Source organism: Snodgrassella sp. ESL0323 (assembly GCF_013346865.1).
Lineage (GTDB): Bacteria > Pseudomonadota > Gammaproteobacteria > Burkholderiales > Neisseriaceae > Snodgrassella > Snodgrassella alvi.
Window position 1 is genome coordinate 94474 of the sequence record NZ_JAAEDT010000018.1, and the last position, 26244, is coordinate 120717.

At 43.7% G+C, this 26244-nt stretch carries 21 protein-coding genes; 13 read left to right on the forward strand and 8 right to left on the reverse strand.

Features of this window, described 5'->3' with window-relative positions; genetic code table 11:
• The first annotated feature begins 175 nt into the window (after nucleotides 1–175).
• Genes GY065_RS07235 through GY065_RS07245 form a run of 3 tightly spaced genes read left to right on the forward strand, consistent with a single transcriptional unit; the run spans nucleotide 176 to nucleotide 4032 of the window.
• Complete coding sequence (locus tag GY065_RS07235; protein WP_174833621.1) at nucleotides 176–1681, forward strand: MBOAT family protein; 1506 nt, start codon at nucleotides 176–178, stop codon at nucleotides 1679–1681.
• Nucleotides 1668–2879, forward strand: a complete 1212-nt coding sequence (locus GY065_RS07240; protein WP_174833622.1) for an SGNH family hydrolase — start codon at nucleotides 1668–1670, stop codon at nucleotides 2877–2879. The genes GY065_RS07235 and GY065_RS07240 overlap by 14 nt, the downstream gene beginning before the upstream one ends.
• A 37-nt stretch (nucleotides 2880–2916) precedes the next feature.
• Nucleotides 2917–4032 carry an SGNH/GDSL hydrolase family protein gene (locus GY065_RS07245; RefSeq protein WP_174833623.1) on the forward strand — a complete coding sequence of 372 codons (1116 nt, stop codon included), beginning with the start codon at nucleotides 2917–2919 and terminating at the stop codon, nucleotides 4030–4032.
• A gap of 73 nt (nucleotides 4033–4105) precedes the next feature.
• On the opposite strand, the gene nfsA is transcribed toward GY065_RS07245, so the two are convergent.
• Both nfsA and wrbA read right to left on the reverse strand, forming a co-directional pair.
• Complete coding sequence (nfsA, locus tag GY065_RS07250; protein WP_174833624.1) at nucleotides 4106–4846, reverse strand: oxygen-insensitive NADPH nitroreductase; 741 nt, start codon at nucleotides 4844–4846, stop codon at nucleotides 4106–4108.
• 20 nt (nucleotides 4847–4866) lie between these two features.
• The gene (wrbA, locus tag GY065_RS07255; protein ID WP_174833625.1) at nucleotides 4867–5466 is read right to left on the reverse strand and encodes an NAD(P)H:quinone oxidoreductase; all 600 of its coding nucleotides are present in this window, start codon (nucleotides 5464–5466) and stop codon (nucleotides 4867–4869) included.
• Between the two features lie 126 nt (nucleotides 5467–5592).
• On the opposite strand from wrbA, the gene GY065_RS07260 reads away from it, so the two are divergent.
• The 5 genes from GY065_RS07260 (at nucleotide 5593) to GY065_RS07280 (ending at nucleotide 12658) form a co-directional block, all read left to right on the forward strand.
• On the forward strand, nucleotides 5593–6819 hold the full coding sequence (locus GY065_RS07260; protein ID WP_174833626.1) for a YihY family inner membrane protein: 1227 nt from the start codon (nucleotides 5593–5595) through the stop codon (nucleotides 6817–6819).
• Nucleotides 6820–6898: 79 nt separating this feature from the next.
• Complete coding sequence (locus GY065_RS07265; RefSeq protein ID WP_174833627.1) at nucleotides 6899–8230, forward strand: LysM peptidoglycan-binding domain-containing M23 family metallopeptidase; 1332 nt, start codon at nucleotides 6899–6901, stop codon at nucleotides 8228–8230.
• A 75-nt stretch (nucleotides 8231–8305) separates the two neighbouring features.
• A complete protein-coding gene (gene xth / locus GY065_RS07270; protein WP_084587094.1) occupies nucleotides 8306–9070 on the forward strand; it encodes an exodeoxyribonuclease III in 765 nt (254 codons plus the stop codon).
• Nucleotides 9070–10185, forward strand: a complete 1116-nt coding sequence (locus GY065_RS07275) for an anhydro-N-acetylmuramic acid kinase (protein ID WP_110414301.1) — start codon at nucleotides 9070–9072, stop codon at nucleotides 10183–10185. The genes xth and GY065_RS07275 overlap by 1 nt, the downstream gene beginning before the upstream one ends.
• Nucleotides 10186–10297: 112 nt before the next feature.
• Nucleotides 10298–12658, forward strand: a complete 2361-nt coding sequence (locus tag GY065_RS07280; RefSeq protein ID WP_174833628.1) for a DNA translocase FtsK — start codon at nucleotides 10298–10300, stop codon at nucleotides 12656–12658.
• Between the two features lie 86 nt (nucleotides 12659–12744).
• Here GY065_RS07280 and lgt read toward each other — a convergent pair whose 3' ends face one another.
• On the reverse strand, nucleotides 12745–13596 hold the full coding sequence (lgt, locus tag GY065_RS07285; protein ID WP_174833629.1) for a prolipoprotein diacylglyceryl transferase: 852 nt from the start codon (nucleotides 13594–13596) through the stop codon (nucleotides 12745–12747).
• 307 nt (nucleotides 13597–13903) lie between these two features.
• Between lgt and hmpA the strand changes: the two genes are divergently transcribed.
• Both hmpA and GY065_RS07295 read left to right on the forward strand, forming a co-directional pair.
• Nucleotides 13904–15121, forward strand: coding sequence for an NO-inducible flavohemoprotein (gene hmpA / locus GY065_RS07290; RefSeq protein ID WP_174833630.1), 1218 nt, complete (start codon nucleotides 13904–13906; stop codon nucleotides 15119–15121).
• A gap of 87 nt (nucleotides 15122–15208) precedes the next feature.
• Nucleotides 15209–15658, forward strand: coding sequence for an Rrf2 family transcriptional regulator (locus GY065_RS07295; protein WP_174833631.1), 450 nt, complete (start codon nucleotides 15209–15211; stop codon nucleotides 15656–15658).
• 41 nt (nucleotides 15659–15699) lie between these two features.
• Here the strand turns inward: GY065_RS07295 and GY065_RS07300 are convergent, their stop codons facing one another.
• The 4 genes from GY065_RS07300 to GY065_RS07315 form a co-directional block, all read right to left on the reverse strand.
• Complete coding sequence (locus GY065_RS07300) at nucleotides 15700–16887, reverse strand: LD-carboxypeptidase (protein WP_100125374.1); 1188 nt, start codon at nucleotides 16885–16887, stop codon at nucleotides 15700–15702.
• Nucleotides 16888–17103: 216 nt separating this feature from the next.
• Nucleotides 17104–18546: an aminoacyl-histidine dipeptidase gene (locus GY065_RS07305; protein WP_174833632.1), complete on the reverse strand. Its 1443-nt coding sequence runs from the start codon at nucleotides 18544–18546 to the stop codon at nucleotides 17104–17106.
• Nucleotides 18547–18618: 72 nt separating this feature from the next.
• Nucleotides 18619–19356, reverse strand: coding sequence for a bifunctional demethylmenaquinone methyltransferase/2-methoxy-6-polyprenyl-1,4-benzoquinol methylase UbiE (gene ubiE / locus GY065_RS07310; RefSeq protein WP_174833633.1), 738 nt, complete (start codon nucleotides 19354–19356; stop codon nucleotides 18619–18621).
• Nucleotides 19357–19425: 69 nt separating this feature from the next.
• A complete protein-coding gene (locus GY065_RS07315; RefSeq protein ID WP_232346179.1) occupies nucleotides 19426–19812 on the reverse strand; it encodes a gamma-butyrobetaine hydroxylase-like domain-containing protein in 387 nt (128 codons plus the stop codon).
• 153 nt (nucleotides 19813–19965) lie between these two features.
• Between GY065_RS07315 and nadE the strand changes: the two genes are divergently transcribed.
• Complete coding sequence (gene nadE / locus GY065_RS07320; RefSeq protein ID WP_025330923.1) at nucleotides 19966–20757, forward strand: NAD(+) synthase; 792 nt, start codon at nucleotides 19966–19968, stop codon at nucleotides 20755–20757.
• A 149-nt stretch (nucleotides 20758–20906) separates the two neighbouring features.
• Here nadE and GY065_RS07325 read toward each other — a convergent pair whose 3' ends face one another.
• Nucleotides 20907–22625 carry a proline--tRNA ligase gene (locus tag GY065_RS07325; RefSeq protein ID WP_174833634.1) on the reverse strand — a complete coding sequence of 573 codons (1719 nt, stop codon included), beginning with the start codon at nucleotides 22623–22625 and terminating at the stop codon, nucleotides 20907–20909.
• A 124-nt stretch (nucleotides 22626–22749) separates the two neighbouring features.
• Between GY065_RS07325 and hemG the strand changes: the two genes are divergently transcribed.
• A complete protein-coding gene (hemG, locus tag GY065_RS07330; RefSeq protein ID WP_174833635.1) occupies nucleotides 22750–23319 on the forward strand; it encodes a menaquinone-dependent protoporphyrinogen IX dehydrogenase in 570 nt (189 codons plus the stop codon).
• 931 nt (nucleotides 23320–24250) lie between these two features.
• A partial coding sequence (locus GY065_RS07335) for a calcium-binding protein (protein ID WP_371731949.1) occupies nucleotides 24251–26244 on the forward strand: 1994 nt, incomplete at its 3' end.

Sequence of the window (26244 nt, forward strand, 5' to 3'; positions counted from 1 at the left end):
GATCATTGAATTAATTATACTCTTACAAAACGAAGATTGTATGCATATACTAGCTGCCGGAATTAATCTGAACTTAAGCAGAAACATGAATTAACTGATTCTCAACTGTTCCTTTTCTTATTATTTATGTTTGGCATGGTTTAACAATCACTACTTTTGACTGTTTATCTGTTTCATGTTTAGTTTTATATCTATTGAATTCAGCCTTTCATTTATTGCCTTTTTCTGTCTTTACTGGCTGTTGGGCAGCAAACCGAAACTGCAAAATCTGCTTTTACTATGTACCAGTTATCTGATTGTTTATTTGTGCGGAAAAATACAGGCATTAATTGCATTAATGCTATTTACGGTATTTATTTATGCCACATCTGTACGAATAGTTCATGCCGCTAAACCCAAAATATGGCTGATAACTGCAATCATATGTACTATTCTGAATCTGGCATTATGGAAATATTTTGATTTTTTCCGCACGTCTGTCAGCTATGGTCTGGATAGTTTGAAACTGAGTTCCGAATGGCTGGCGGATATCATATTACCGCTGGGACTGTCCTACTACTCATTTCAGGCTATCAGCTATCTGGTTTCTCTTTATCAGGAGCGATGCCACAATCAGCCTGCCGGTAAAGTTTTTTCATTACCGGGTCTGGCTCTGCATCTGGCTTTTTTCCCTACTATTACTGCAGGACCGATTGCACGCGCCTACGATGCACGCGGGTTAACGGATATATATAACCAGCCATGCGGCATGGTAACACAAATCTATACTCCGCAACGCCGCAGAATTCTGGCACCTACTCTGGCATTGTGTCTGATTGTAATGGCTTTAATGAAAAACTGGTGGCTTTCCGGCTGGATTGCCGACAATTGGGTAGATCCGGTATTTGCCAATCCCATGCAATATCATAGTCTGGAAATACTGGCTGCCATATATGGCTATACTGTTCAGCTGTTTTTTAATTTTTCCGGTTACAGTGACCTAATGATAGCGATGGGGCTGCTACTGGGTTTTCGCCTTCCGGTGAATTTCCGCGCACCATTACTGGCACACAATATCCGCGAATTCTGGCTGCGCTGGCACATCAGCTTATCAACCTGGATACGGGATTATATTTATATCCCATTGGGCGGTGGCCGACATGGAATGGCACGCACTCAGCTTAACCTACTGATAGCCATGGCATTATCCGGAATCTGGCACGGGACAGGCTGGCATTTTTTAATCTGGGGCTTATTGCATGCAGCCGGGATGATCTTGCTTAATCTGGGCGACTGGCTGTACAGTCGTCTGCGTCATTGTGAATTAAATAAAGCTCGAGACGCTCTGAGTAAAAGCAGCCGGCCAGCTAAAATTATCAGCATTGTTGTGACTGTACATTTTGTATGTTTTTGTTTTGTTTTTTTCCGTGCACCTACACTTAACGATGCTATGCTTTTGTTACACGCATTGCTTTACAACAATATCAATGTACCACTGAGTACCAATCCGTTTTATTTTTTCAGTTTGTTATTGCTGGCATGGATAATGTATCCGTTTCTGGCAAAATTGACTAATATGTTATATGAGCGCGCCGATTCTTTGCCCCGATACAGTTTGATTCTTCCTTTATTACTGTTAGTGGTTCTGGTATTAATCTGTGCGCCGGCTGGTATTCCGGGATTTATCTATGCCAATTTCTAAATATCGCCGCGTGCCTTCTTACCGCAAAAAGGGAAGTAAAAAAAAGTTTTCCCAGTTCAGGGAAATACCAGTTGTTAGTGTAAAAACCATCACGACCGTACCTATTGTCGTTGCAAGTGAAGAAACAGAAACCAGAGAGCAGCCAAAGAAAAGCAATAAACAACAATTTCGTTTTGTTTTACTATTCTTTTTTATCACTGCAACTATTTCACTTTGGCTGATGCAAAATTCAGTCATCGCCTATTATCAGCAAACTTACCACAGCAATAGTATTTTAACGAACCTGAAACAGCAGACATGGTGGCAAACAGGCAGCCGTGCAGGCGAAACACTTAATAAAGGTATCAGCCAGCTTAATCAGTATATCAAGTCTGCTAACCTCAGCATCATCACTGCTTATAATGATAATTACGCCTATACTGACAGCTATAAAGCCAAAATACAGCAACAAATAAAATTTGCTCAGGAGCAGCACAGGCATGCCCTGAAAAAAGCAGCCAAAGTAAAGAATATGAAAGCGGCCTTTACACTTGCAGCTGCTGATGAAGTGTTTTTTGCTGGAGATTCATTAATGCAGGGGGTGGCACCACATGTGCAAAAATGGCTCAGTGAAACTTATGGTATTAAAACCATTAATCTCAGCAAACAGAGTACCGGATTAACCTATCCGGGCTTTTTTAACTGGCCGCAAACAATCGGAAATACACTGGCTACTAATCCGCAAATCAAAATACTGGTTATGTTTCTTGGTCCTAATGATCCATGGGATATTCCTGATCCGCATAACGGCAGCAGATTTATCAGCTTTGCTTCTCCTCAATGGGAAAGCATTTACCGCAGCCGCATTAAAACCATTATGGATAGCGCCCGACAGCATCAGGTCACTGTTTTGTGGCTGACTCCGCCAAGTATGAGAAAACAGAAATTGAATGAACAAATGATTTATCTGCGTCAGATCACTACCGATGAAGTAAACAAGAATCAAGGGTATGTTATGGATACCCGCGCAATGCTGGGTAGTAATGGTGATGAATTTTATGATACGGTAACGCAAACCGATGGAAAAAAAATTAAAACCCGCAGTTCAGACGGGATTCATTTTACTGTGACCGGGCAAAAAATTATTGCCCAAAATATTTTTAACCGCTTTAACCTGCCAGCACAAACTATGGATAACGATTCAACAAATGTACAGTAAAAAACATTTTGTCATTTTAAGTTGCTGCCTGTCGATCATGGCCTGTTCAGCAGATCCGGTTCCGGCAAAATCTGGCCGCAAACAGGTATCAGCATCTTCGCAGAATAATCATGCTGCTCAGATAGCCCAGGCATTACAGAAAAAAAGCATCAATATAGTACAAATTGGTGATTCACATACAGCAGCTGATTACCTTACTGATGCTGCCCGTGTGTACTTACAGCAGCAATTAGGCAATGGCGGTCCCGGCTGGGCTATGCCGACTCAGTTTCCAGGTTTACGTCTGGCGCGTTTTACCTATCAGAATCAGGGCTGGCAGGCTATCTCCAGCCGTACCGATACCAGCCAAAATTATGCACTTGGCGGTTTGGTAGCTGTTCCTTCTGTAGGGGCTGTGATGACCATCAAAACACGTGGAGAGCCCGAAGCCGAACAAACGGTTACCGTCACTATCCGTCAGGGACCGAATGATGAAGATTTAACGATTACCGACAGTAATGGTAAACAGATTGAACTTGGCGCACAACCTAAAGACAATCAATGGCATTTCAGTCAGTTTAATGCACGTTTTCCGATTACCGTTACTGCCGGTATGAACTTTCAGACAGCCATAGGCGGCTGGTGGGTACGTAATCCAAACCGCCAGGGAGTGGTATTTTCTGCTCTGGGAATTAATGGAGCCCAGCTTACTCAGTGGAACCGCTGGAATACCCAGGCTTGGCAGCAGGAATTGAATGTCATTGCTCCCGACCTGATTATTCTTGCCTATGGTACGAACGAAGCTTTTAACGGGGTTGAAACTGAAACTGTTAAACAAAATCTGATTGAAACTATTAACCGCATTCGCACAGCCTCTCCCGACAGTGCCATCATGATTCTGGGCGCACCGGAAAGTCTGAAGAGTACAGCCGGTTCATGCGGCGTACGACCGGAAAAACTAACTGAATTACAGGAAATGCAAAAAGAAGTGGCACAAAGCCAGCAGGTATTTTTCTGGGACTGGCAGGCGGTAATGGGTGGTGAATGCAGTATGAAACCATGGATTAATCAGGGACTGGCCCGCAATGATGGTGTTCACTTTACCTCAAAAGGTTATCAGCGGCTTGGTCAGGCACTGGGTGAAAGTATTTTATCCATGCGTCAGCAGCGGTAATTCTTACTTTAAATAAAAAAACCGGTTCTGCGGGTAATTATCCTACAAAACCGGTTATTTTTATGCAGTCTGCTTAGCGTTTCGCCAGCCCCTGTTGATGCAAAAATGGCAGAATCTGCGGACGTAAAGGCTGAGAAAAATTGTTAGTCACAGCTTTACTCCAGTTCAGATCCAGACCACTGCGCTCTTTATAATAAGCAGTAAGCTGTTCATCATAAGCAGCCAGTTTGGCTGCATCAAGTGCCTTATAACGGTTTTCACTCACCAGTGTTTCCAAAGGCAGACGGGGACGATACATCGGATCCTGAGCTGGATGCCCGATACACATGCCAAACAGCGGAAAAGTTAATGGCGGCAACGCCAGTATTTCTGCCGCACGGGCGACATCATTACGCAGAGAACCAATATACACACCACCCAAGCCCATTGATTCAGCTGCCAGAAGACAGTTTTGTGCCATGATACCGGCATCCACAGCACCGAGAATTAATCCTTCAGTCCAGTCCAGCTGGGCTTCAGGAAAAGCCTGCTTGTGTTTTGTGTAATCAATACAAAATACCCAGAATTCTGCAGCAGTACGTACGTATTTCTGATTGGCTGCAACTTCACATAAAGCCGCACGTTTTTCCGTATCTGTAACGCGAATAATCTGGGTACTCTGCATAAAACTGGATGAAGAAGCAGCACGACCGGCCTCCCAGATCGCTTCACGCTGCTCATCCGTTAAAGCTTCTTCAGTAAATTTACGGATAGAGCGATGACGGTAAATAGTCGGTAAAGTAGCTTCACTCTTTAGATTGGTGTGGTAACTCATGATTATTCCTGATATTAATTTTAGCTTTTCAGACGCAGCACCAGTTCAGCCAGCCGTTTACCCTGCGCAAAAGCCAGTGCCTCTTCTTCAGCACTTAGTTGAGTATTATTATTATGACCGGCCACATGGCTGGCACCGTAAGGTGTTCCGCCACTATGGGTACCATTAAGCTGTGGTTCACTGAACGGAATACCGCACAACAGCATCCCGTGATGCAAAAGCGGAGTCATCATACTTAAAAGCGTACTTTCCTGACCACCATGCAAACTGGTGGTACTGGTAAATACACAGGCTGGTTTGCCAATCAGACTACCCGCCAGCCACAAGCTGCTGGTACTGTCGAGAAAATATTTAACCGGTGCAGCACAATTTCCAAACCTCGTCGGGCTGCCCAGAGCAAGTGCTGCACAGTTCTGAACTTCATCCAGAGTAACATAAGGCGCTCCTTCATCCGGAATCTCCGCTGCTGTTGCTTCACATACAGCCGACACTTTCGGTATAGTGCGTAACAAAGCTTCACACCCTTCTACACTGTCTGCACCACGAGCCAGTGCCAGTGCCAGATTACGGGTACTGCCTGACAGGCTGTAATACACCACCAGAATAGGTAAATCAGCCATATACTGCTCCTTAAAGATTGTCTGAAGGCTATTATTGTGCCGTAAGTGTCATAAATTGACCAGCCTGCACGGAAAGTCTGCGCCGCCTGCTCTTTTTGGTTACAATCAGCCATGTGAGGAGTCACCATGAATATACAATTATTTAAAAGCAAATATTTACAGCAGCGCCTGCCACAGTTTTTATTGTTTGTTGCGCATAACTATCAGCGCTGCAAGCTGCCGCTTATTGCCGCCAGCCTGACATTTACTACGCTGCTGGCACTGGTACCTTTTTTTACTATTACTGTTATTGTCATTAACGCGTTTCCCATGTTTGCAGATATGGCCACACGCTTTAATCAGTTTCTGACTCACATTATTGTTCCGGCAGCCGGTGCCGATTCTGTCGGTGACTATTTGTATGATTTTCGAGATAAAGCCAGTGGATTAACCGCTGTCGGTATCAGTTTTATGATTATTACCTCACTGATGCTGATTCAAACAATCGAGCATGCATTTAATCAAATCTGGCAAGCACGCGATCAACGACCACTATGGATTCGTATTCTGATTTACTGGGCACTACTAACCCTGGGACCGGTCGTACTGGGAATGAGTCTGTCTTTTATCGGTTTATTATCTAATCCGGCCAATATGGCTAATCAGATACCGTTTTACAGCATATTTTTTAAAATTATCACTAATCTGGCGCTATTCACCATTTTATTGTTTTTATTATATAAACTGGTACCATTTTGTTTTGTTCGATGGCAGCATGCTTTGCTGGGTGCTTTCATCACAGCAGTGGGGCTGGATTTATTGCGGCGCGGTTTTGCCATTTTTGTTACCTATTTCGGCAATTATCAGAAAGTATATGGTGCATTTGCAGCAATACCGGTATTTTTAATCTGGCTGAATTTATTATGGTTACTGTTACTTGCCGGTGCTGTACTTACCTCTTCTTTGCCCTACTGGCATCAGGACAGATTTCGCCATCTGCGTCAGTATCAGCCATTTGAAAATGCACTTGATCTGTTGTATCAGCTGGTAACAGCTCAGCAACAAGGACAGGTTGTCAAATCCTGTCTGTTGCAGCAAAAGCTCGGAATCAGTGATAAACATTTAGACCAGATACTTTCTAAACTCGAAAAGCGGCATTATATTGCTTACTGTAGTGACGGCTGGATATTGCAAAAAGATCCGGATAAAATCATGCTGTCAGATTTGTATCAACTATTTATTTATCAGCCTAATCACAATTCAGCCGTAGCTACTTCCGTAAACATCTTGCTACAGCCATGTTTACAGCAACTGAATATCAGTCTGTCCCGATGGGCAAGACAACTACAACAGCAAACACAAAATCAATCATAAAAATTATTCTGACACTGGTAATTTCAGATAAATAGTTTTACATTTACCTGTTTTAGGATGGATTGCCCGATACACAACCATGTCCCTGTTAACTCAATCATCAGCCTTGTTAAAGCAGTTAAAACAGAAAATAGCCGCCAAACCAAAACTCTGGTGTGGTATTGCCGTGGCAATCGTATTGCTTCTGATTATACTGGTTGTACTCATATCCGGCCGTAAACACAATTCAGATCGTTATCAGCCAAAGCATATAACACTTAAACTGGCACCGGTTAACATTAAAACCCAGGCACCTGTACAGAATTTCTGGCGGGACGAAATCGTCCAGCCCGGCGATACGATTAACATGGTACTAAGCCGCTTTGGTATCAGTGCAGATGAAATTCAGCGCATTACCAGTCTTAACATCATCAAAAATAAGGTACAGCATTTACAGGTCAATCAGGTTTTCAGTATCCGCACCGATAACAATGGCCTCCTTACCGATATCCAGTTTTTTAATGATGATGATAATGGCGAAAAAAATCTGGTGGCACTGAAAAAAACCGGTAATAACTGGAATGCCGATATCAGCGCAGTGGATACTGAAACTCTGCCGACATTTAAAGCCGTTGTCGTTAAAACCTCTGCACGAGGAGCACTGGCACAAGCAGGTATTCCGGTAGAAATCAGAGAATCACTGCGTGAAATTTTCAAAGACAAAATTGATATTAACTCGCTGCAAAGTGGCGATACTATCCGCCTGATTTACGACAGCCTGTATTATCGCGGTCAGGAACTGGCAACAGGTGATATACGCGCAGCAGAATTCAGCCACAATGGCAATATTTATCATGCCTATTATTACGATACCGGTAATGATGGTAACGGCCAGTACTATGATATAAACGGTAAACCTTTGCGCAAAGGGTTTTCCAGTGTTCCAGTCGATGGTGCACGGATTTCTTCCCCCTTTGGTACACGTTTTCATCCGATACTGCAAACTCTGCGCATGCACAGCGGTATCGATTATGCTGTTGCCAGCGGAACACCCATACATGCCCCATCGGATGGTACTGTTGAAAGCTTTGGTGTCAAAGGGGGCTATGGCAATGCAGTTGTGCTGCGACACAACGACAGCATGCAAACCCTGTACGGACACATGAGTGCTTTTGCTAATCTAAGTGTTGGTCAGCGTGTACAGGCTGGTGATATTATCGGATACGTAGGCAGTACTGGTGTTTCTACCGGTCCGCATCTGCATTACGAAGTCCGGATTAACGGACAGCCGGTAAATCCGACCAGCGTTGCCCTGCCGACCCGCACACTGAATGCACGTGAACTGGCTGACTTCAAAAAGAAACAGCATCACTGGGATAAGCAGTTATCCGGCTTTCGTAATCTGAATGTTACCATTGCCCAGCTGGATTAACTGATAGCGGTATCTGCTCTGGAACTCACCAAATTTTACGCATACAATACCCGTTTTGCTGAAACAGAATCCATCATGAAAATTGCCACCTGGAATGTCAACTCTCTCAATGTGCGTCTGCCGCATACGCTGCGCTGGCTCGAAGAAAACCAGCCGGATATACTGGCTTTGCAGGAACTGAAACTTGAGCAGGATAAATTCCCGGAAACTGATTTTACCCAAATTGGCTATCATGCAGCATGGAACGGACAGAAAACCTATAATGGCGTTGCCATACTCAGCAGACAGCCTCTTGAGGACGTAACAGTTGATATCCCCGAATTGAATGAACCGCAAAAACGTATTATTGCGGCAACGGTTAATGATGTCAGAATTATCTGTGCTTATTGCGTCAATGGTGAGGCTGTAGGCAGCGAAAAATTTGCCTATAAAGAGTGTTGGTTTGCGGCACTGAATAACTATATCAACACTGAGCTGGCACAACATCCCAAAACCATATTGCTGGGCGATTTTAATATCGCACCACACGATACAGATGTTTATGACCCGGTAAAATGGCAGGACAAAGTATTGTGTTCAGCACAGGAGCGCAGCTGGTTTCAGCAGTTGCTGAATCTGGGATTAACAGACAGTCTGTATTATCTTTATCCGGACAGCACAAACTATACATGGTGGGATTACCGTATGAATATGTTTAAACGTAAACTTGGTTTACGCATAGATCATATACTGATCAGCAATGCGTTATTGCCGGCTTTGCGTGAAGTACAGATAGACAGCGAAGCCCGCGGCTGGGAACGCCCCAGTGATCATGCACCGGTAATGGCTACTTTCGCCTGATGAACAGCACACCTTCTTTTCAATACTATATCGGCCTGATGTCAGGCACCAGCATGGATGGTATTGATGCCGTACTGGCCAAACTTTCCGGTACTCAATGGCTAGGTGTCTGTGCACATGCATTCGTCGCCTACCCGGAAACACTCAGGCAGCAGCTATTATCATTACAAATACCACAGCAGAACGAACTGGCACAGGCAGCCGTACTGGCACAGCAGCTGGCACGCCTGAATGCACAGGCTGTCAGTACAGTGCTCAGTACAGCACAAACCGAAGCACGAGCCGTGACAGCACTAGGCTGTCACGGTCAGACCATACGTCATGTACCGGAACAGCATTACAGTATTCAGCTAATGGACTGGGCTCTGCTGGCCGAACTTACTGGTATTACCACAGTAGGTGATTTTCGCAGCCGCGATTTAGCAGCCGGTGGTCAGGGTGCGCCATTGGTACCGGCCTTCCATCAGGCAGTTTTTGCTGATGAAAAGCAATGCCGTGTGGTTCTGAATCTGGGCGGCATTGCCAATATCAGCGTTCTGCAACCACACCAGCCGGCATTCGGCTTCGATACCGGTCCGGCCAATATGCTGATGGATGCATGGGTACAGCAAAACTGGCAGCAGGAATTTGATTTTAACGGCACACTTGCCGCACAAGGCCGGACAATTGAGCCATTGCTGCAAGCCATGCTCAGCCATGCCTATTTCAGCCAGCCTTATCCCAAAAGCACCGGCCGTGATTTATTCAGTTTCGATTGGCTCAGCCAGTATCTTAACGGACAGGAAAATCCCGCAGATGTATTACGCACTCTGCTTGAACTAACCGCACACAGTGCAGTAAATGCCATTATAAATGCCGCACCTGATGCCGGCTGCGTATATGCATGTGGCGGCGGGGCGCAAAATCTGCTTCTGATGCAAACACTGGCACAGCAGCTTGAATTACATCGGATATCTCTATACAGCACCGATACTTTACAACTTCCGGCACAACTGGTTGAGGCTTCTGCCTTTGCCTGGCTGGCTGCATGCTGGTATCAGCGTCAGCCTGTAGCCACTCATCATGCTACGGGTGCTCATGGTGCACGTATACCCGGCTGCGGTTACTGGGTTTGATACTCCGCAAAAAACCGTTAAATCCTGTTACTAATATCAGATACAGAGCCTGACAGAACGTATAATAACCAGTTAATTTCTGATAAAAATACCAAATTAAGCTGCAACATTTATGGCCACAACACGAAAAAAAACTGCTCCGAGCAAGCAGTTACCGAAAAAACTCAAACCACAGGAAATCAGCAAACCCAGACAGCCATGGTTAATGAATCTCATTAATGATATTTTCTGGCTGCTGGCACTGATGATTACCCTGTTTGTCATACTGTCATTAGCCAGCTTTGATATGGCTGATCCGGCATGGTCACGCGGTATTGCACAAATTAATAAAACTCATAATCTGGCTGGTCTTACCGGAGCATGGCTGTCTGATATCGGCTACTATATTTTCGGTTTATCTGTCTGGTGGTTAATTATTGCTGCCATTATCGCCCTGTATAAAAGCTTTCGTCCGCTCAATGCACGCTCTCTTAACACCAGTGTTGACAGTAAACCCTACAGCAGCTGGCTGGCTCTGAGTGGTTTAACTGTACTTCTGGTTTTCAGCCCTGCCCTGGAAAATCTGGTATTTACCAGTATGCTTGAGAATGCTCTGCCTATTGGTGCCGGAGGTTTAACCGGGCAGAGTTTCGGAAAACTATTACATCAATTCTTCGGTATGACCGGTGGTCTGATTATCAGTATATTTATGATGCTGATCGGACTGTCAATGTTATTGCAGGTATCGTGGTTAACCGTAATCGAAAAACTTGGTGCACAGTTTGAATGGTTCTGGTGCAAATTACTGCGCCGACCGCAGCGGTTAATTACCGAATTTCCAAACAACAAAACCGTCCGGCGTGTAGTCAAACAGGCCAAAAATATCACAGCAAAAAATATCGAACCACCCGAGCTTACCACCAGCAACCGTAAAACCGTGGCTGTACGTACAGAAGTACCCATTGCACAGGATTTAACAAAACCGGCACCGGTATCTGAATCTATAGTAAAAAGTGATAATGGTCTGATTCACTTACCAGATACAGAATTACTCAGCAAACCCTCCGGTCAGCCTGCTGTGGTTAACAGCGAGCTTTTGCAGCAAACGGCTGCACACATCGAATCCCGATTGAAAGAATTCGGCGTTGAAGTAGAAGTGACCAGTGCCACTACAGGCCCGGTTATTACCCGCTATGAAATCGAGCCGGCACAGGGAGTAAAAGGCAGCCAGATAGTCAATCTTAATAAAGATCTGGCCCGTTCCCTTTCAGTACAAAGCGTACGTGTTGTAGAAACCATCGCCGGTAAAACCACAATGGGCATTGAGCTGCCTAATGAAGAACGCCAAAACGTTCTGCTGTCAGAAATACTGGGCGCAAAAATCTTTCATGAAGCCGCTGATAAATTAACCATGGCTATGGGGAAAGATATTGCCGGTGCACCCGTGATTGCCAGCCTGGCGAAAATGCCGCATTTACTGGTTGCCGGTACTACCGGCTCTGGTAAATCTGTCGGTGTTAACTGCATGATTCTGTCGATTTTATACAAAGCACAGCCAGACGAAGTGCGCTTTATCATGGTAGACCCGAAAATGCTGGAATTAAGCGTATACGACGGCATTCCGCATCTGCTTGCTCCGGTAGTTACCGATATGAAAGAAGCAGCTCAGGCACTCAACTGGTGTGTTACCGAAATGGAAAAACGTTACCGGCTGTTAGCGCATGTCGGAGTACGCAACATTACCGGCTTTAATGACAAAGTAGCAGCTGCCAAAGCAGCATCAACGCCACTGGTTAACCCATTCAGTACCAATCCGGACGATCCGGAACCATTGGATAAACTGCCTTATATCGTTGTTGTTATTGATGAGCTGGCTGACCTGATGATGGTAGAAGGCAAAAAAGTAGAACAGCAGATTGCCCGGCTGGCACAAAAAGCCCGTGCTGCCGGTATCCACCTGATACTGGCAACACAGCGCCCGAGTGTTGATGTGATTACCGGACTGATTAAAGCCAATATTCCCACCCGACTTTCATTTCAGGTATCCAGTAAAATTGACAGCCGTACCATTCTGGATCAGATGGGTGCTGAAAACCTCCTGGGTAAAGGTGATATGTTGTTTTTACCGCCCGGTCAGGCAGAACCTACCCGTCTGCATGGTGCATTTGTCTCCGATGATGAAGTTCATGCCATCGTTAACTTCATTAAACAGCAGGCTCCTGCCCAATACGTAGAAGGCTTATTATCAGGAGAGGCTGCTCAGACCAATGTTAATCAGGTTAATCCGAACGCCAACAGTGACGAATTATTCGATCAGGCGGTAGCCTTTGTACTGGAAACCCGTAAAACATCTATTTCATCTTTACAACGCCATCTGCGCATTGGTTACAACCGTGCAGCAAATCTGATGGAAGCACTCGAAGCCGCAGGTATCGTTTCACCTGCTGAGCTGGGTGGCAGCCGGCGGATTCTGGCACACAAAGACAGCCTGTAAAGATTAATTACCTTTCTCGGTCTGCCAATAATTAAAGCCGCAATAAATATATTTTATTGCGGCTTTAACAGCTTTATAAATTTAGTTTAAGCTGCTTTTTTACAAGTATAAGCGAATCCGACTGCGCCAATCACAATCATCGGCAGACTGAGCCATTGCCCCATAGACATATGCATCGCCAGCAAACCCAGATAGTCATCAGGTTCACGCGCAAACTCAACAATAAACCTGAATACACCGTAGCCTAGTAAAAACAGCATAGATGCCTGCCCCAGCGGACGAGGTTTTTTGGTAAACAGCCACATAATCACAAACAGCACAATTCCTTCAAGCATAAATTCATACAGCTGTGAAGGATGGCGCGGCAGCATCTGAAATTTATCCCATACCGGCAGCCATTGTTGCGGATCCTGCTTCACCAGCGCCACATCATCATCATGAGCGTGCGGAAAACCCATTGCCCAGAATGCATCAGCACTGGTAACACGTCCCCACAGCTCGCCGTTAATAAAATTACCAATACGGCCGCATGCCAGTCCGAGCGGTATCAGCGGCGCCACAAAATCGGCTACTGCCCAGAATTTAACCTTGTGTTTGCAGGCAAACAGCCACATAGCGACCAGCACTCCGATAAAGCCACCATGAAACGACATACCACCCTGCCAGATTTTCAGAATATTCAGCGGATGACTGAAATAGTACGCAGACTGATAAAACAACACATAGCCCAGACGCCCGCCCAGTATCACGCCGAATACACCCCAGGTCAATAAATCTTCCAGCAATTCATTGGTAAATATGGTCTGCCCGCTTTTAATCCGTCTGCGTCCCAGCCAGATAAACAAACAAAAACCAACAATATAACTTAATGCGTACCAGCGAATGGCCAAAGGACCCAGATGTATCAGTACTGGATCAAAATTCGGATGGATCATCATAAATTTAGCATTCCTCAGATATCCTGCTTATTTCATCAGTCACAACAGCCTGTCACCCTATTCTGGATAACAACCGGAATGACCAGAAATACCACAACCAAAATAACAGACAGTTTAACTCATATTAGCCAATCTATGCGCCACTTTCCGCATTTCATCCCTTGATAGCAATACCGAACAGATTGAAATAGAAAAATTATTCATTTAATTGATTCAGTATTTATTGACAGCTGTTATTAAGCAGCCTAATATAAAATATGTATTTTATATACATATTAAATTATACAAAATTTTCGGGAGAACAATCATGCAACTTACTACCAGACAAATCGAACTGGTTCAGTCTACTATTCCAACTCTAAAGGAACACGGTGTTGAACTAACCCGCTACTTTTACAACAGGATGCTCACTAATAACCCCGACCTGAAAGAAATATTTAACCTTGGCAACCAGCGCAATGATGCGCAACCACATGCACTGGCCAGTGCAGTATTGGCTTATGCTCAAAACATTACCAAATTACAGAACCTCGGCGATGCAGTTAGTCAGATCGCTCACCGGCATGTCAGTCTGGATATTCAGCCGGATCAGTATCCAATTGTTGGTACCAATCTGCTGCACTCCATCAGTGAGGTATTGAACGTCCCCATGGAAAGCGAACTGATAGAAGCATGGACTGCCGCTTATCAGCAACTGGCCGACATTCTTATTACCACAGAAGCAAATCTATATAAGAAACAAGATCAAACTGAAGGCGGCTGGAATGGCTGGAAAAAATTTAAAGTAGTTGATAAGCAGATTGAAAGCAGCGAGATTACCTCTTTTTATCTGCAACCGGCAGACAACAGTCCGCTGCCGGAGTATAAGCCCGGTCAGTATATTTCCGTTCGGGTTATGGTACCTCAGTTAGGCATCCGGCAACCGCGTCAGTACTCACTTTCCGACAGCAATCATCCGAACTATTTCCGCATCAGCGTCAAAAAAGAAATTGGTGACAAACAGCATGCTGAAGGTTATGTGTCTACAACACTGCATGAACATTACCAGATCGGTGATGAACTGGAAGTAACCAACCCGACAGGTACTTTTATACTGCACCATCCGCATAAAAATACTGTTCTGATTAGCGCAGGTGTTGGTATCACACCCATGATTGCTATTCTGAATACCCTTGCTGCAGAAAAAAATCCGCATCAGCATATCAGTTTTATTCATGCCTGCCGCAACAGTAATGTACTGGCAATGCACCAGCATATCACCGAATTGCAGCAAAGCATGCCTAACCTACATAGCTTTCTGGCCTGTGAAAACCCGGGTAAAGAATTAGCAGCAGATAAAATTGGTCGTCTGAATTTATCCGAACTGGACAGCTCACTGCTGCCTGCTGATGCAGACTATTATATTTGCGGCCCGATAGAATTTATGCATGCACAATATCAAGCTCTGCGTGATTTACAGATACCACAAAACCAGATTTTCATGGAATTGTTTGGTACAGGCGGATTCAGCCAGCTGGCAGCATAATAACCATTTTAAAATTATTTAAACGAAATCTTTTCATGGCAGCTGAAAACAGGCAAAATTAACCTTCCATTAGTCTGACAGTCTGCCATGCAATTAAACCGTTTTACCGATTTAGGCTTACGCGTATTATTAGCTTTACAATACCTGCCTGAGAACAGACTTTCTACCGTAGAAAGTCTGGCCACACAGCTCAGCGTATCTAAAAATCATCTGGTAAAAATTGTATATTTCATGGCGCAGAGCGGCTGGATTGATTCCTTTAAGGGCAGAAAAGGCGGTATAAAACTGGCTGACTCCAGCTATCAGCTCAAACTGGGTGATATTGTTCAGGCACTGGAGCTGGCCTCATCAGAGACCCCTCATTTAATCAACTGCCGGCAACCCCCATGCTCAATGGCAGAGTTTTGCTATCTTCCCCGACTATTCAGCGAAGCGCAGCAAGCCTTTTATCATTCCCTGAACCGCTATACCCTCAGTCAGCTCAAGGCTCCGGCTGACAATCAGGCAATTATCAAATGGCTGGAGCAGCCAGAATAAATCAGCTGAAAACTCAAGCTGATAAATTACTGCCAGAATAATTACATTGTATCTTCGGTTTCAGATGAAGAATCATTAGCAGGCGCAGTAGATCCGTTAAGTAGTCCCTCAACGGCAGGCGGTTGCGGAAGCAGCGTATTTAAAGCCAGTACAGAAGGATTCAAAACCGGATAATCACTGAAATCGATCTGATAACCACCATTATTGGTAGAATACAAACTTGCTTTGGCGCCCAGGGGAAAGGTAACCTTATCGGTAATATGCCCGAAAGGAAATCCAGTTAGTACCGGAACCTTTGTCAGCCTTGCCATCGTCTGAATCACAGAATTTAAAGTATAACTACTGTCATAGACATCACGAATCGAGCCCATACGGAAATTACCCAGAATAATTGCCTGCTGTCGTGCAAGTACTCCGCTCAGATACAATGTCTGAAGCATGCGTTCTATCCGGTATGGCTGTTCACCCACATCTTCAATAAACAAAATGCCGCCATTCACCTGTGGCATAAATTGAGAGCCGGCGAGCGCAGACAACACACTCAGATTGCCTCCCCACAAAATACCCTCAGCCCGTATCTGATAATTCTGTATATCGGCAACTGTAACTGACATTTTCGGATTACAGCTGTTCTCAATAAAAGAACGAGTGGTAAATAAACTCATCTGTGGTTTACCAAACTCACTATACAGCATTGGTCCAGCAAAACTGCACATTTTCCCCTGAGCCAGCAATGCCAGTTGCACAGCAGTAACATCACTGTAGCCATACAGTAATGTACCCTGCTCACGCATTCTTGCACCCAGAGAAGACCAGTTAACCAGAGGCAGAATACGCATCGCCCCGTATCCGCCACGCAGCCCCATCAGCACCTTCGGTACAGGTACCCGGCCGATAGCAACATCCTGCAAATCTGCAGCACGCTCAGCATCACTGCCGGAAAAACGCTGATAGCGACGCATAAACGCCTGCTGATTACTCACGGCAAAACCGGCTATAGCCAGACGCTGGGCTGCCAGCTCACTTCGGCTGACACTTTCACCAAATCCGGAACAGGCAAAAATACGCATAGTATTAAGATTATTATTGGTTTGCACAGGTACTTTAGGTGTTGATGCTGTTTTGACGTCAGGCTTCGGATTGCTGCGACAAGCCTGCAACAGACCGGCACCTGCAAAAGCAGCACCGGCACGCAGAAAATTACGACGGCTATTTTGTTGAGTATCCATAAAACTCACTTCCTGATCCGGCAGATTGTCCGGACAAAAATATATGGGCCATTGTAAAAGTAATTCATTCTGATTAACAATAGTCAGAACCGAAATTATTTATGCCGGTACAAACCGGCTAAGGCTTACTATACCCTGTTTACGAAGAATAGCAGCAAAAAAATAGCAAAAAGGCATGTCACAGCCATGCCTTTTCAGTACCAACCGGCAACCTGATTACTGCCGCGGCGGTATAGATTTGAGTAAATCCAGCAAAACAGACCAGCATTCAGCCACAGCTTTAATTTCTACCCGTTCTTTAGGAGAATGTGCTGCACGTATTGTCGGTCCGAATGACACCATATCCAGATGAGGTGCTTTACCACTGAGAATCCCGCATTCCAGTCCGGCATGAATAATCTGCAACGGTGGCTGTTTACCATAGTGACGGGCAAAAATAGTGCTGGTTAGTTTCAGTAAAGAAGAGTCTGCATTCGGTGCCCAGCCCGGATAATCTGCTGTTAACTCCAGATTTGCCCCGGCCATTCGCGCTAATGCAGCCAGACGCAAACTGAATTCATCTTTAGGTGTTTCCAGAAGCGAACGCATCAGACAATGTATCAGTAAACCATCGGTTCCGGTTTTCACTTCCCCCATATTAGAAGAAGTTTCCACAATTCCCTTAAACTGCTCACTCATGCGCATTACACCATTGGGCACAGCCAGCAGCAAATCAAGCGCTTTTTGAGTACTTTCCAGAGTAGCGGCCTGAGTCAGATCCTCTGCCGGTAAGACTTCAATATTTAACTGTGTTTCTTCTGCCCATTCTGCAGCAATAACAGCAGCAATTGGTGCAACAGCTGCACGTGCTGTATCAGCATCCAGGCCAATCACAGTCTGAGCCTCACGTGTGATTACATTGCGCAGCTCCCCACCCTGCCATGAACCCAGAGCAAAAGGTATCTGTGCATACAAACCAGACAGCACCCGTGCCAGCAATACATTAGCATTGGCATGATTTTTATCAATATCCACGCCTGAATGACCACCACGCAAACCGGACACCCGAACAGTACATGCAGACAGCTTACCGGCTTGCCAGTTCAGAGGTAAGGTCATACTGGCATCGCGGCCACCGGCACAGCCAATAAAAATCTCACCCGCTTCTTCGGTATCTAGATTAATCAGATAGGGCATCTGCAACCAATCGGCACTTAGCGCTTCTGCTCCGCCCATACCAATTTCTTCTTCAACCGTAACAATCAGCGTTAATTCAGGATGCGCAATACCTTCACTGAATATTACTGCCAGCCCCATAGCCAAACCGATACCATTATCAGCACCGAGGGTCGTGTCATTAGCCCAAACCCAGCCATCTTTAATCTTGGTCTGCACCGGATCACGCTGAAAATCATGCTGCGAATCAGCACCTTTTTGTGCCACCATATCCATATGCGCCTGAATGGCTACCGGCACACAATTTTCCATACCTGATGTGGCTGGTTTGCAAATACGCAAATTTCCCTTAGCATCAATATCTGTTTTCAGACCATGCTCTTGTGCTGCCTTAACCAGCATTTCCCGCACAGCCTGTTCATGAAATGTCGGACGCGGTACCGCACACAAACGCGCAAACCACTGCCATACCGGCTGCGGCTGTAATTGTTCAATTTCACTCATAACATTATCCAGTCACATATAAAACAAATCAGGCCACCATATGGCAGCCTGAACACAGTGTCAACTGACAAACTAAAACTTAACCCCTTTATGCAAAGCCACCACGCCAGCGGTTAAATTATGATAATTCACACTATCAAATCCTACATCCAGCATCATTTTTCTTAACGTTTCCTGATCAGGATGCATACGGATTGATTCTGCCAAATACTGATAGCTGTCTGCATCTTTGGCAATCAGCTTACCCATCAGCGGCAGCATCTTAAATGAATATAAATCATAAACCGGCTTGAGCGGCTTGAATACATGAGAAAATTCCAGTACCAGCAAAATACCGCCGGGTTGTAAAACGCGATACATTTCCGCCAGTGCCACTTCTTTATGCGTCATATTACGCAAACCAAACGATACCGACACCAGATTAAAATAATTATCTGGGAAAGGCAGTTTTTCTGCATCACACAGAGCCACCGGCAATGCCAGCCCTTCATTAAGCAAACGATCCCTGCCCACTGTCAGCATAGAAGAATTAATATCAGTAAGCCAGACTTCACCGCTGCGTCCTACCCGTCTGGCCCAGCCGCGCGATAAATCACCTGAACCACCGGCAATATCCAATACCTTATCACCTTTACGTACCGGAGCTGTGGTAATGGTAAAGTGCTTCCAGATACGGTGTAAACCGCCGGACATCACATCATTCATCACATCATAGTTTTTGGCCACCGAATGGAATACACCGGCAACACGACCCGCTTTTTCATCTTCATCAACAGTTTGATAACCAAAATGAGTTTTGTGATCGCTCATACCACACTTTCAGAATTAAATATTGCCCAAATAAACTTATCCGGCTGCCTACATCCGAATAACCGCAAATCAGTCGGGGTCACGGCTGGCACCGGCAAGAAGTAACTGCTTTTCATAACCTGCCCAGAGTTCTGCCTGACGAACAGCCAGATCATACAAATAATCCCAGTCGTACAACCCTGTATCATGTCCGTCTGAAAATGCAATACGCAAAGCATAATTACCAACCTGAGACAAAGCAGTAATCGTTACATCACGCTTACCTGTCTGTAATACTTCCTGCCCCGCCGCGTGACCGCGCACTTCAGCACTGGGTGAAAATACCCGCAGAAACTCAGCCTCAAGCTCATATGTTTTTGCTCCGTAAACCAGCCGTAATCTCTGCCGGTTCTGACTTAAGCGGATTTCAGCTGGTACCATATCCTGCATATAACTATTTTTTCCGTCACAAGACATTAACAAACTATACCTATTCTAACCTAATATACCACTTACTGCCCAATCAGATTAAATACATAAGCCGGCAGCAACAGCCGCAACAGACCCTTTGCAAGGCAAGGCTTAAAGAAGTATATTAATCCTGCTCAATAATCAGCGAAAGAATACACCATGCAAACAGCAGCCATCATTGAATATATTGTTAACTGGTTACGTGATTATGCCACTCAGGCAAAATGCAAAGGTTTTGTTGTAGGCGTTTCCGGCGGTATCGATTCTGCCGTAGTCTCAACTCTTGCTGCCAGAACAGGCTTGCCCACATTGGTACTGGAACTGCCTATTCATCAGAAAGTTAATCAGATAGCACGGGCACAGGAGCATATTCGTCAGCTGAAAAGCCGTTATAACAACATAGAAGAGCACTGGGTAGACCTTACCCGCACCTTTGACTCATTTACCATGGCAGTAGACATTGGTGACAATAAAGATGAGCAAACCCAGCTGGCACTGGCCAATGCACGCAGCCGTCTGCGCATGATTGCACTATATTACTACGCTCAGGAACGCGGTCTGCTTGTGGTCGGAACCGGTAATAAAGTAGAAGATTTCGGCGTCGGGTTCTTTACCAAATACGGCGATGGTGGTGTAGATCTCAGCCCGATTGCCGATCTGCTCAAAAGTCAGGTATATACACTGGCTGAAGAACTGAACATAGATCAGAATATTATTGATGCTCCGCCTACGGATGGATTATGGGATGCCGATAAAACCGATGAAGAGCAAATTGGTGCAACCTATCCTGAGCTCGAATGGGCTATGAGTGTCTACGATACTCATAAAATAGACGATTTTACCGGCCGCGAGCGCGAAGTATTTGCTATTTATGAACGTTATCATCGTGCCATGCAGCATAAAATCAACCCGATTCCGGTATGCAAGATTCCGGACGAATTACTTAAATAATAGAAAAAAACCAGATTGCAAAATCTGGTTTTTTATTTAGTAATCTTCAAACTGCAACCATAATTACATTATCAAATCAGATTATTATTTTTTAATAATAATCAGCCAAAACCAGACGCACAACATCCGGTCTGTGCACATGTAAAATATTAATTACGGCTGAATAAAGCACAAATATGCGGCACTACTGCATCAACGGCCAGCTCAGTAGCTTCAGTATCCCTTCGCGCCTGATACTCTACTTTACCCGCTTTCAGACCACGGTCACCAATCACAATCCGGTGCGGAATACCAATCAGCTCAGAATCATGCAGTAATACACCGGAACGTTCATCACGATCGTCCAGCAGCACATCTATTCCGGCCTGCTGCAATTGCGCATACAAATTATCTGCGGCAGCTTTTACATCAGCTGACTTTTTATAATTCATCGGCACAATCACCACCGTAAACGGTGCCATAGCTTCGGTCCAGATAATACCGCGTTCATCATTATTCTGTTCAATTGCCGCAGCAATCACACGCGTAATCCCGATACCATAACAACCCATTTCTAGCACAACATTTTTACCGTTCTGATCCAGAACAGTAGCCTGCATAGCTTCAGAATACTTAGTCCGTAGCTGGAATACATGGCCAACCTCAATTCCGCGGGCCAGCTTCAGACTTCCGGTTCCGCACGGACTAGGATCACCGGCGATTACTTCGCGTAAATCAGCAAATTCCGGTTCTGCTGCATCACGGCCAAAATTAAAGCCTGTGTAATGATGATCGTCTTCATTAGCACCAATTACCCAGTCTGCAGATTTTGCAGTAGCAAAATCGGCGTATACCTTACCCTTAAAGCCCACAGGACCAAGCGAGCCACCATGTGCGCCATTAAAAGCTGCTTCAATAGCTGCCACAGAAGCCATAGTTAATGGTGCTTTTACCCCTGCCAGCTTCTCAGCCTTAATTTCATTCAGATGATGATCTCCGCGAACCAGCAGCAATACTACCGTTCCCTCTTCTTCACCCTCAACAACCAGCGATTTCAGAGTCTGCTCAACCGGAATATTTAAAAATGCCACTAAATCTTCAATACTGCGTACATTCGGCGTGTGAACTTTGCTTAAAGCCTGCCCTGCACTCCGGCGCGCTCCTGATAATGGCAAAGTAGCAGCTAGCTCAACATTAGCTGCATAGTCAGATGTATCACTATAGGCAATAACATCCTCACCACTTTCCGCCAGAACCTGAAACTCATGCGAACCCGTTCCGCCAATACTGCCGGTATCTGCTGCCACAGGACGATAATCCAGTCCCAGCCGGTCAAAAACGCGGCAATAGGCATCAAACATATCCCGATAAGTCTGTTGCAATGATTCAAATGAAGTATGGAATGAATAAGCATCTTTCATAACAAACTCACGGGCACGCATTACCCCGAACCGTGGCCGTACCTCATCCCTGAATTTAGTCTGAATATGATAAAAATTCAGTGGCAGCTGCTTGTAGCTGCGAATTTCACTGCGCACAATATCCGTAATTACTTCCTCACAAGTCGGCCCCATACAGAACTCACGTTCGTGACGATCAGTAATACGCAATAATTCCTTACCATAAAATGCCCAGCGGCCGCTTTCCTGCCACAATTCTGCCGGCTGAACTACCGGCATCAGCAATTCAATCGAACCGGCACGATTCATCTCTTCCCGCACAATATGTTCAACCTTGCGCAGTACCCTTAACCCCATCGGCATCCAAGTATACAATCCGCTGGCCAGACGCCGGATCATCCCGGTACGCAGCATAAGCTTATGGCTGGCCAACTCCGCTTCGGCCGGAGCCTCTTTTAACGTTGAAATATAAAACTGACTGGCTTTCATATATATCTCCAAAAACAGCCGCCATTGTACCAGTCTCCGCGCAGTAAAAAAGCCAATATCTTATACCTGAATAAACAAAATCAGCTTTAAATAATTACCCTGAGTAAAAACCTGCAGACGTGATATGATAAACCTTATTTATCTGAATCTGTGCACCATGAAATATCTGCTTGTATACAGCAGCCGTTTTGGCTATACCCTTAAAATTGCCCAGACACTTGAAGCGCAATGGACTGCTGCCGGAATCACAGTTGATATGATTAATCTAGCAGATGATCCGTTTATTCAGCAGGGGGAATATGATAAAATCATCATTGGTGCCTCTATCCGCTACGGACACTACGCTTCTCAGCTGGCACCCTGGATAGAACGCCATCAGCAAATCCTCAACAACACCCCAAGTGCCTTTTTCAGCGTCAGCATACTGGCTAACAAACCTCATCGCAATACACCGCAAACACATACCTACACACGTAAATTTTTTACCAAAAGCCCATGGCGCCCTCAGTTAATTGGAATTTTTGCCGGAGAGCTGCACTATGCTAAATATAACCTGCTCGACCGCTACATGATGCGTCTGGTTATGAAACTGAACAAAGGCGAAACCCGCCTGAATGCCCATATTGAATATACCGACTGGCAAAAGGTACGGGATTTCGGTGAAGAAGTACTGACTTTACAATTTAAAAAATAAATCGAAATTAAATATTAATTTTTACTGTCTAAAAAATTGTAAATGAGCGATCGATTAAACAATTTTAAACTGGTAATTTCATAAACAGATATTAATTATTAAGCATCAGAAAAAATAAACTTTTTCAAATTTAATTTAATAAATCAGAAAATATCAGTGATTAGTAAAATCAAATCAGACTCAATAAGCTGATTAAGCATTTTTTGTACACAATTTATTATGGCAATATCGTATTAATAGCTAGTAAAAATATTTATATTAAAATTATTATCCGATCAAATAAAAAATAATTGATAATATTCAAATCTTAGTGTAAAATTATTTTATAATACTATCCTATATTTTAAATAAATATAACTTAATTAAACCAGTATAAACCGGTGAATTTAAATTTGCTTTAAATTTAAAGAAATAAAAACTGATTAAATCAAAATCAATCATATACTCAGTTTCTATCTTTTAAACAGTACAAAAATTACATTTAAAATATTAACTTCAGAAAATATGATCAATTTATATTTACAAGGAGAATCATACCCTAATACACCTGATATTTTTCACTTCAATTTCATAACAAAATACTCAATTAAAAAATACATAAATATAATTTTTATTACTTCAACATTAATATTAAACCAAGGAGAAATAATATTTAAATTTATTAAACAGATAGATACTGAAAGCCAATGCAATATATTTATTATAGTAAAACATTTATTTTTAACGTTAAATTCATATATTGAATATTTTTAATTACATTTGTTTATATTTAGTTACTTTCTTAAAACAGTACAAAAAAACTCTTAAAATTAATAAATTCTGATAAAAACTCATACATTTAACTAAATATTCACTCCGATAATATTTCATATAAATTAATTTAGATAAAAATTATTATTTAACTTTTAAAATTTTCTACAAGGACTCAATAATGATACAAACAGACAGCAATATTTCCAATGAAAATAACCAAACAATAAACCGTTATGTATATAAACCAGGCCATGGCCAGGAAATGATTAATCACAATGCCAGTGAAAATAATCAAAATCAACAATATGAAATTACATTTGAACAGGCCAATTCTGCAAATGTCAGATTTTTTCAACTAGATAACAATCTGATCATCCAGGCATATAATAATCAGGATTCTCTAACTATCATTGATTTTTTCTGCTCAGAAAATAATTATGCCGATAACTTTATTTTTATTTTCGATGATAAAACATTAAATTCGAAATATTTCATAGATAACACAAATGTATTAAATGGAACAGAGAAAAATGATACGCTTAACGGATCAGACAAAAACGATACCATAAATGGTTATGCCGGTGACGATATTCTGAAAGGCGGTTCTGGATATGACGTTCTTATCGGCGGTAGCGGTAATGACAAACTTTATGGCGGTGATCATGAAAAAGACCGCTATGTGTTTGAAGCCGGACACGGGCAAGATACCATCATTGATAAAGGTTATAGGAATCAAAAAGAACAATATAATGATGTGGTATTTATAAAAGCTAAATCTACTGATGCTGTTTTTGACCGTTCCGAACAAGATTTAGTGATTCAGGCTTATGGAAATGATGATTCTGTAACCATACAAAATTTTTTCGATCTAAGCCATACCGACAACTGTGCATTTAACTTTGTTTTTGAAGATAAAGTATTAAGTGTAGATGATATTGCAGCCATGTCTTTTGCTATAGGCGGCACATCAGGAGATGATGTACTCAGAGGCTGGGAATCAAATGATGTAATTGCCGGAGGGCCGGGCAATGATAAGCTGTATGGCGGCGATGGTATCGATAATCTTTTTGGTGGTAAGGGCGACGATGAGCTGTACGGAGGAAACGGAAATGATTATTTAAGTGGTGGTGCAGGTAACGATAAGCTTTATGGCGGCAATGGTAACGATAATCTTCTTGGTGGTAAGGGCGATGATGAGTTGTACGGAGAAAATGGAGATGATTATTTAAGTGGTGATGAAGGTAATGATAAACTTTACGGCGGCGATGGTAATGATATCCTTGTCGGTGGCGACGGGGATGATTACCTTGAAGGCGGCAATGGTAATGATATCCTTGTCGGTGACGACGGAGATGATTACCTTGAAGGCGGTCTAGGCTATGATATCCTGATTGGCGGTCCCGGTAATGATACTCTTAAAGGCGGATTTTTTGAAAAAGATCGCTATGAATTTGAAGCCGGTCATGGTCAGGATGCTATTTATGATCAAGCTTATCCAAGTGAAAAAAATGCATTTAACGATGTTGTGTTCAAAGACACCTGTTTTGCTGATGCTCAGTTCATCCGTTCCGGTGATGATCTGATTATTAAAGCTTACGGAGATTCAGACTCTCTAAAAATGTATAATTATTTTGGTGATAGGTTTCGCCGTGGATTTAACTTTATTTTCAAAGACAGAACCATCGGAGAACAGGATATCATCAAGGAAATCACATTCATCCTGAATGGCGACGATGGTGATAATGTTATTCATGGTTGGGATTCCAAGGATATTATCAGCGGCGGTAAAGGTAATGATACCTTGTATGGGGAAGCCGGTGATGATGAATTATACGGTGATGAAGGTAATGATACGCTTTATGGCGGCGATGGTAATGATATCCTTGTCGGTGGCGACGGAGATGATTACCTTGAAGGCGGCTTAGGTTATGATATTCTGATTGGCGGTCCCGGTAATGATATTCTTAAAGGCGGTCATCAAGAAAAGGATCGCTATGAATTTGCAGCCGGCCATGGTCAGGACATTATTTATGATGGGGCATATCAAAGTGAGAAAAATACTTGGAATGATGTTGTGTTCAAAGACGCCCGTTTTGCTGATGCTCAATTCATCCGTTCCGGTAATGATCTGATTATTAAAGCTTACGGGGATTCAGACTCTGTAACCATGCC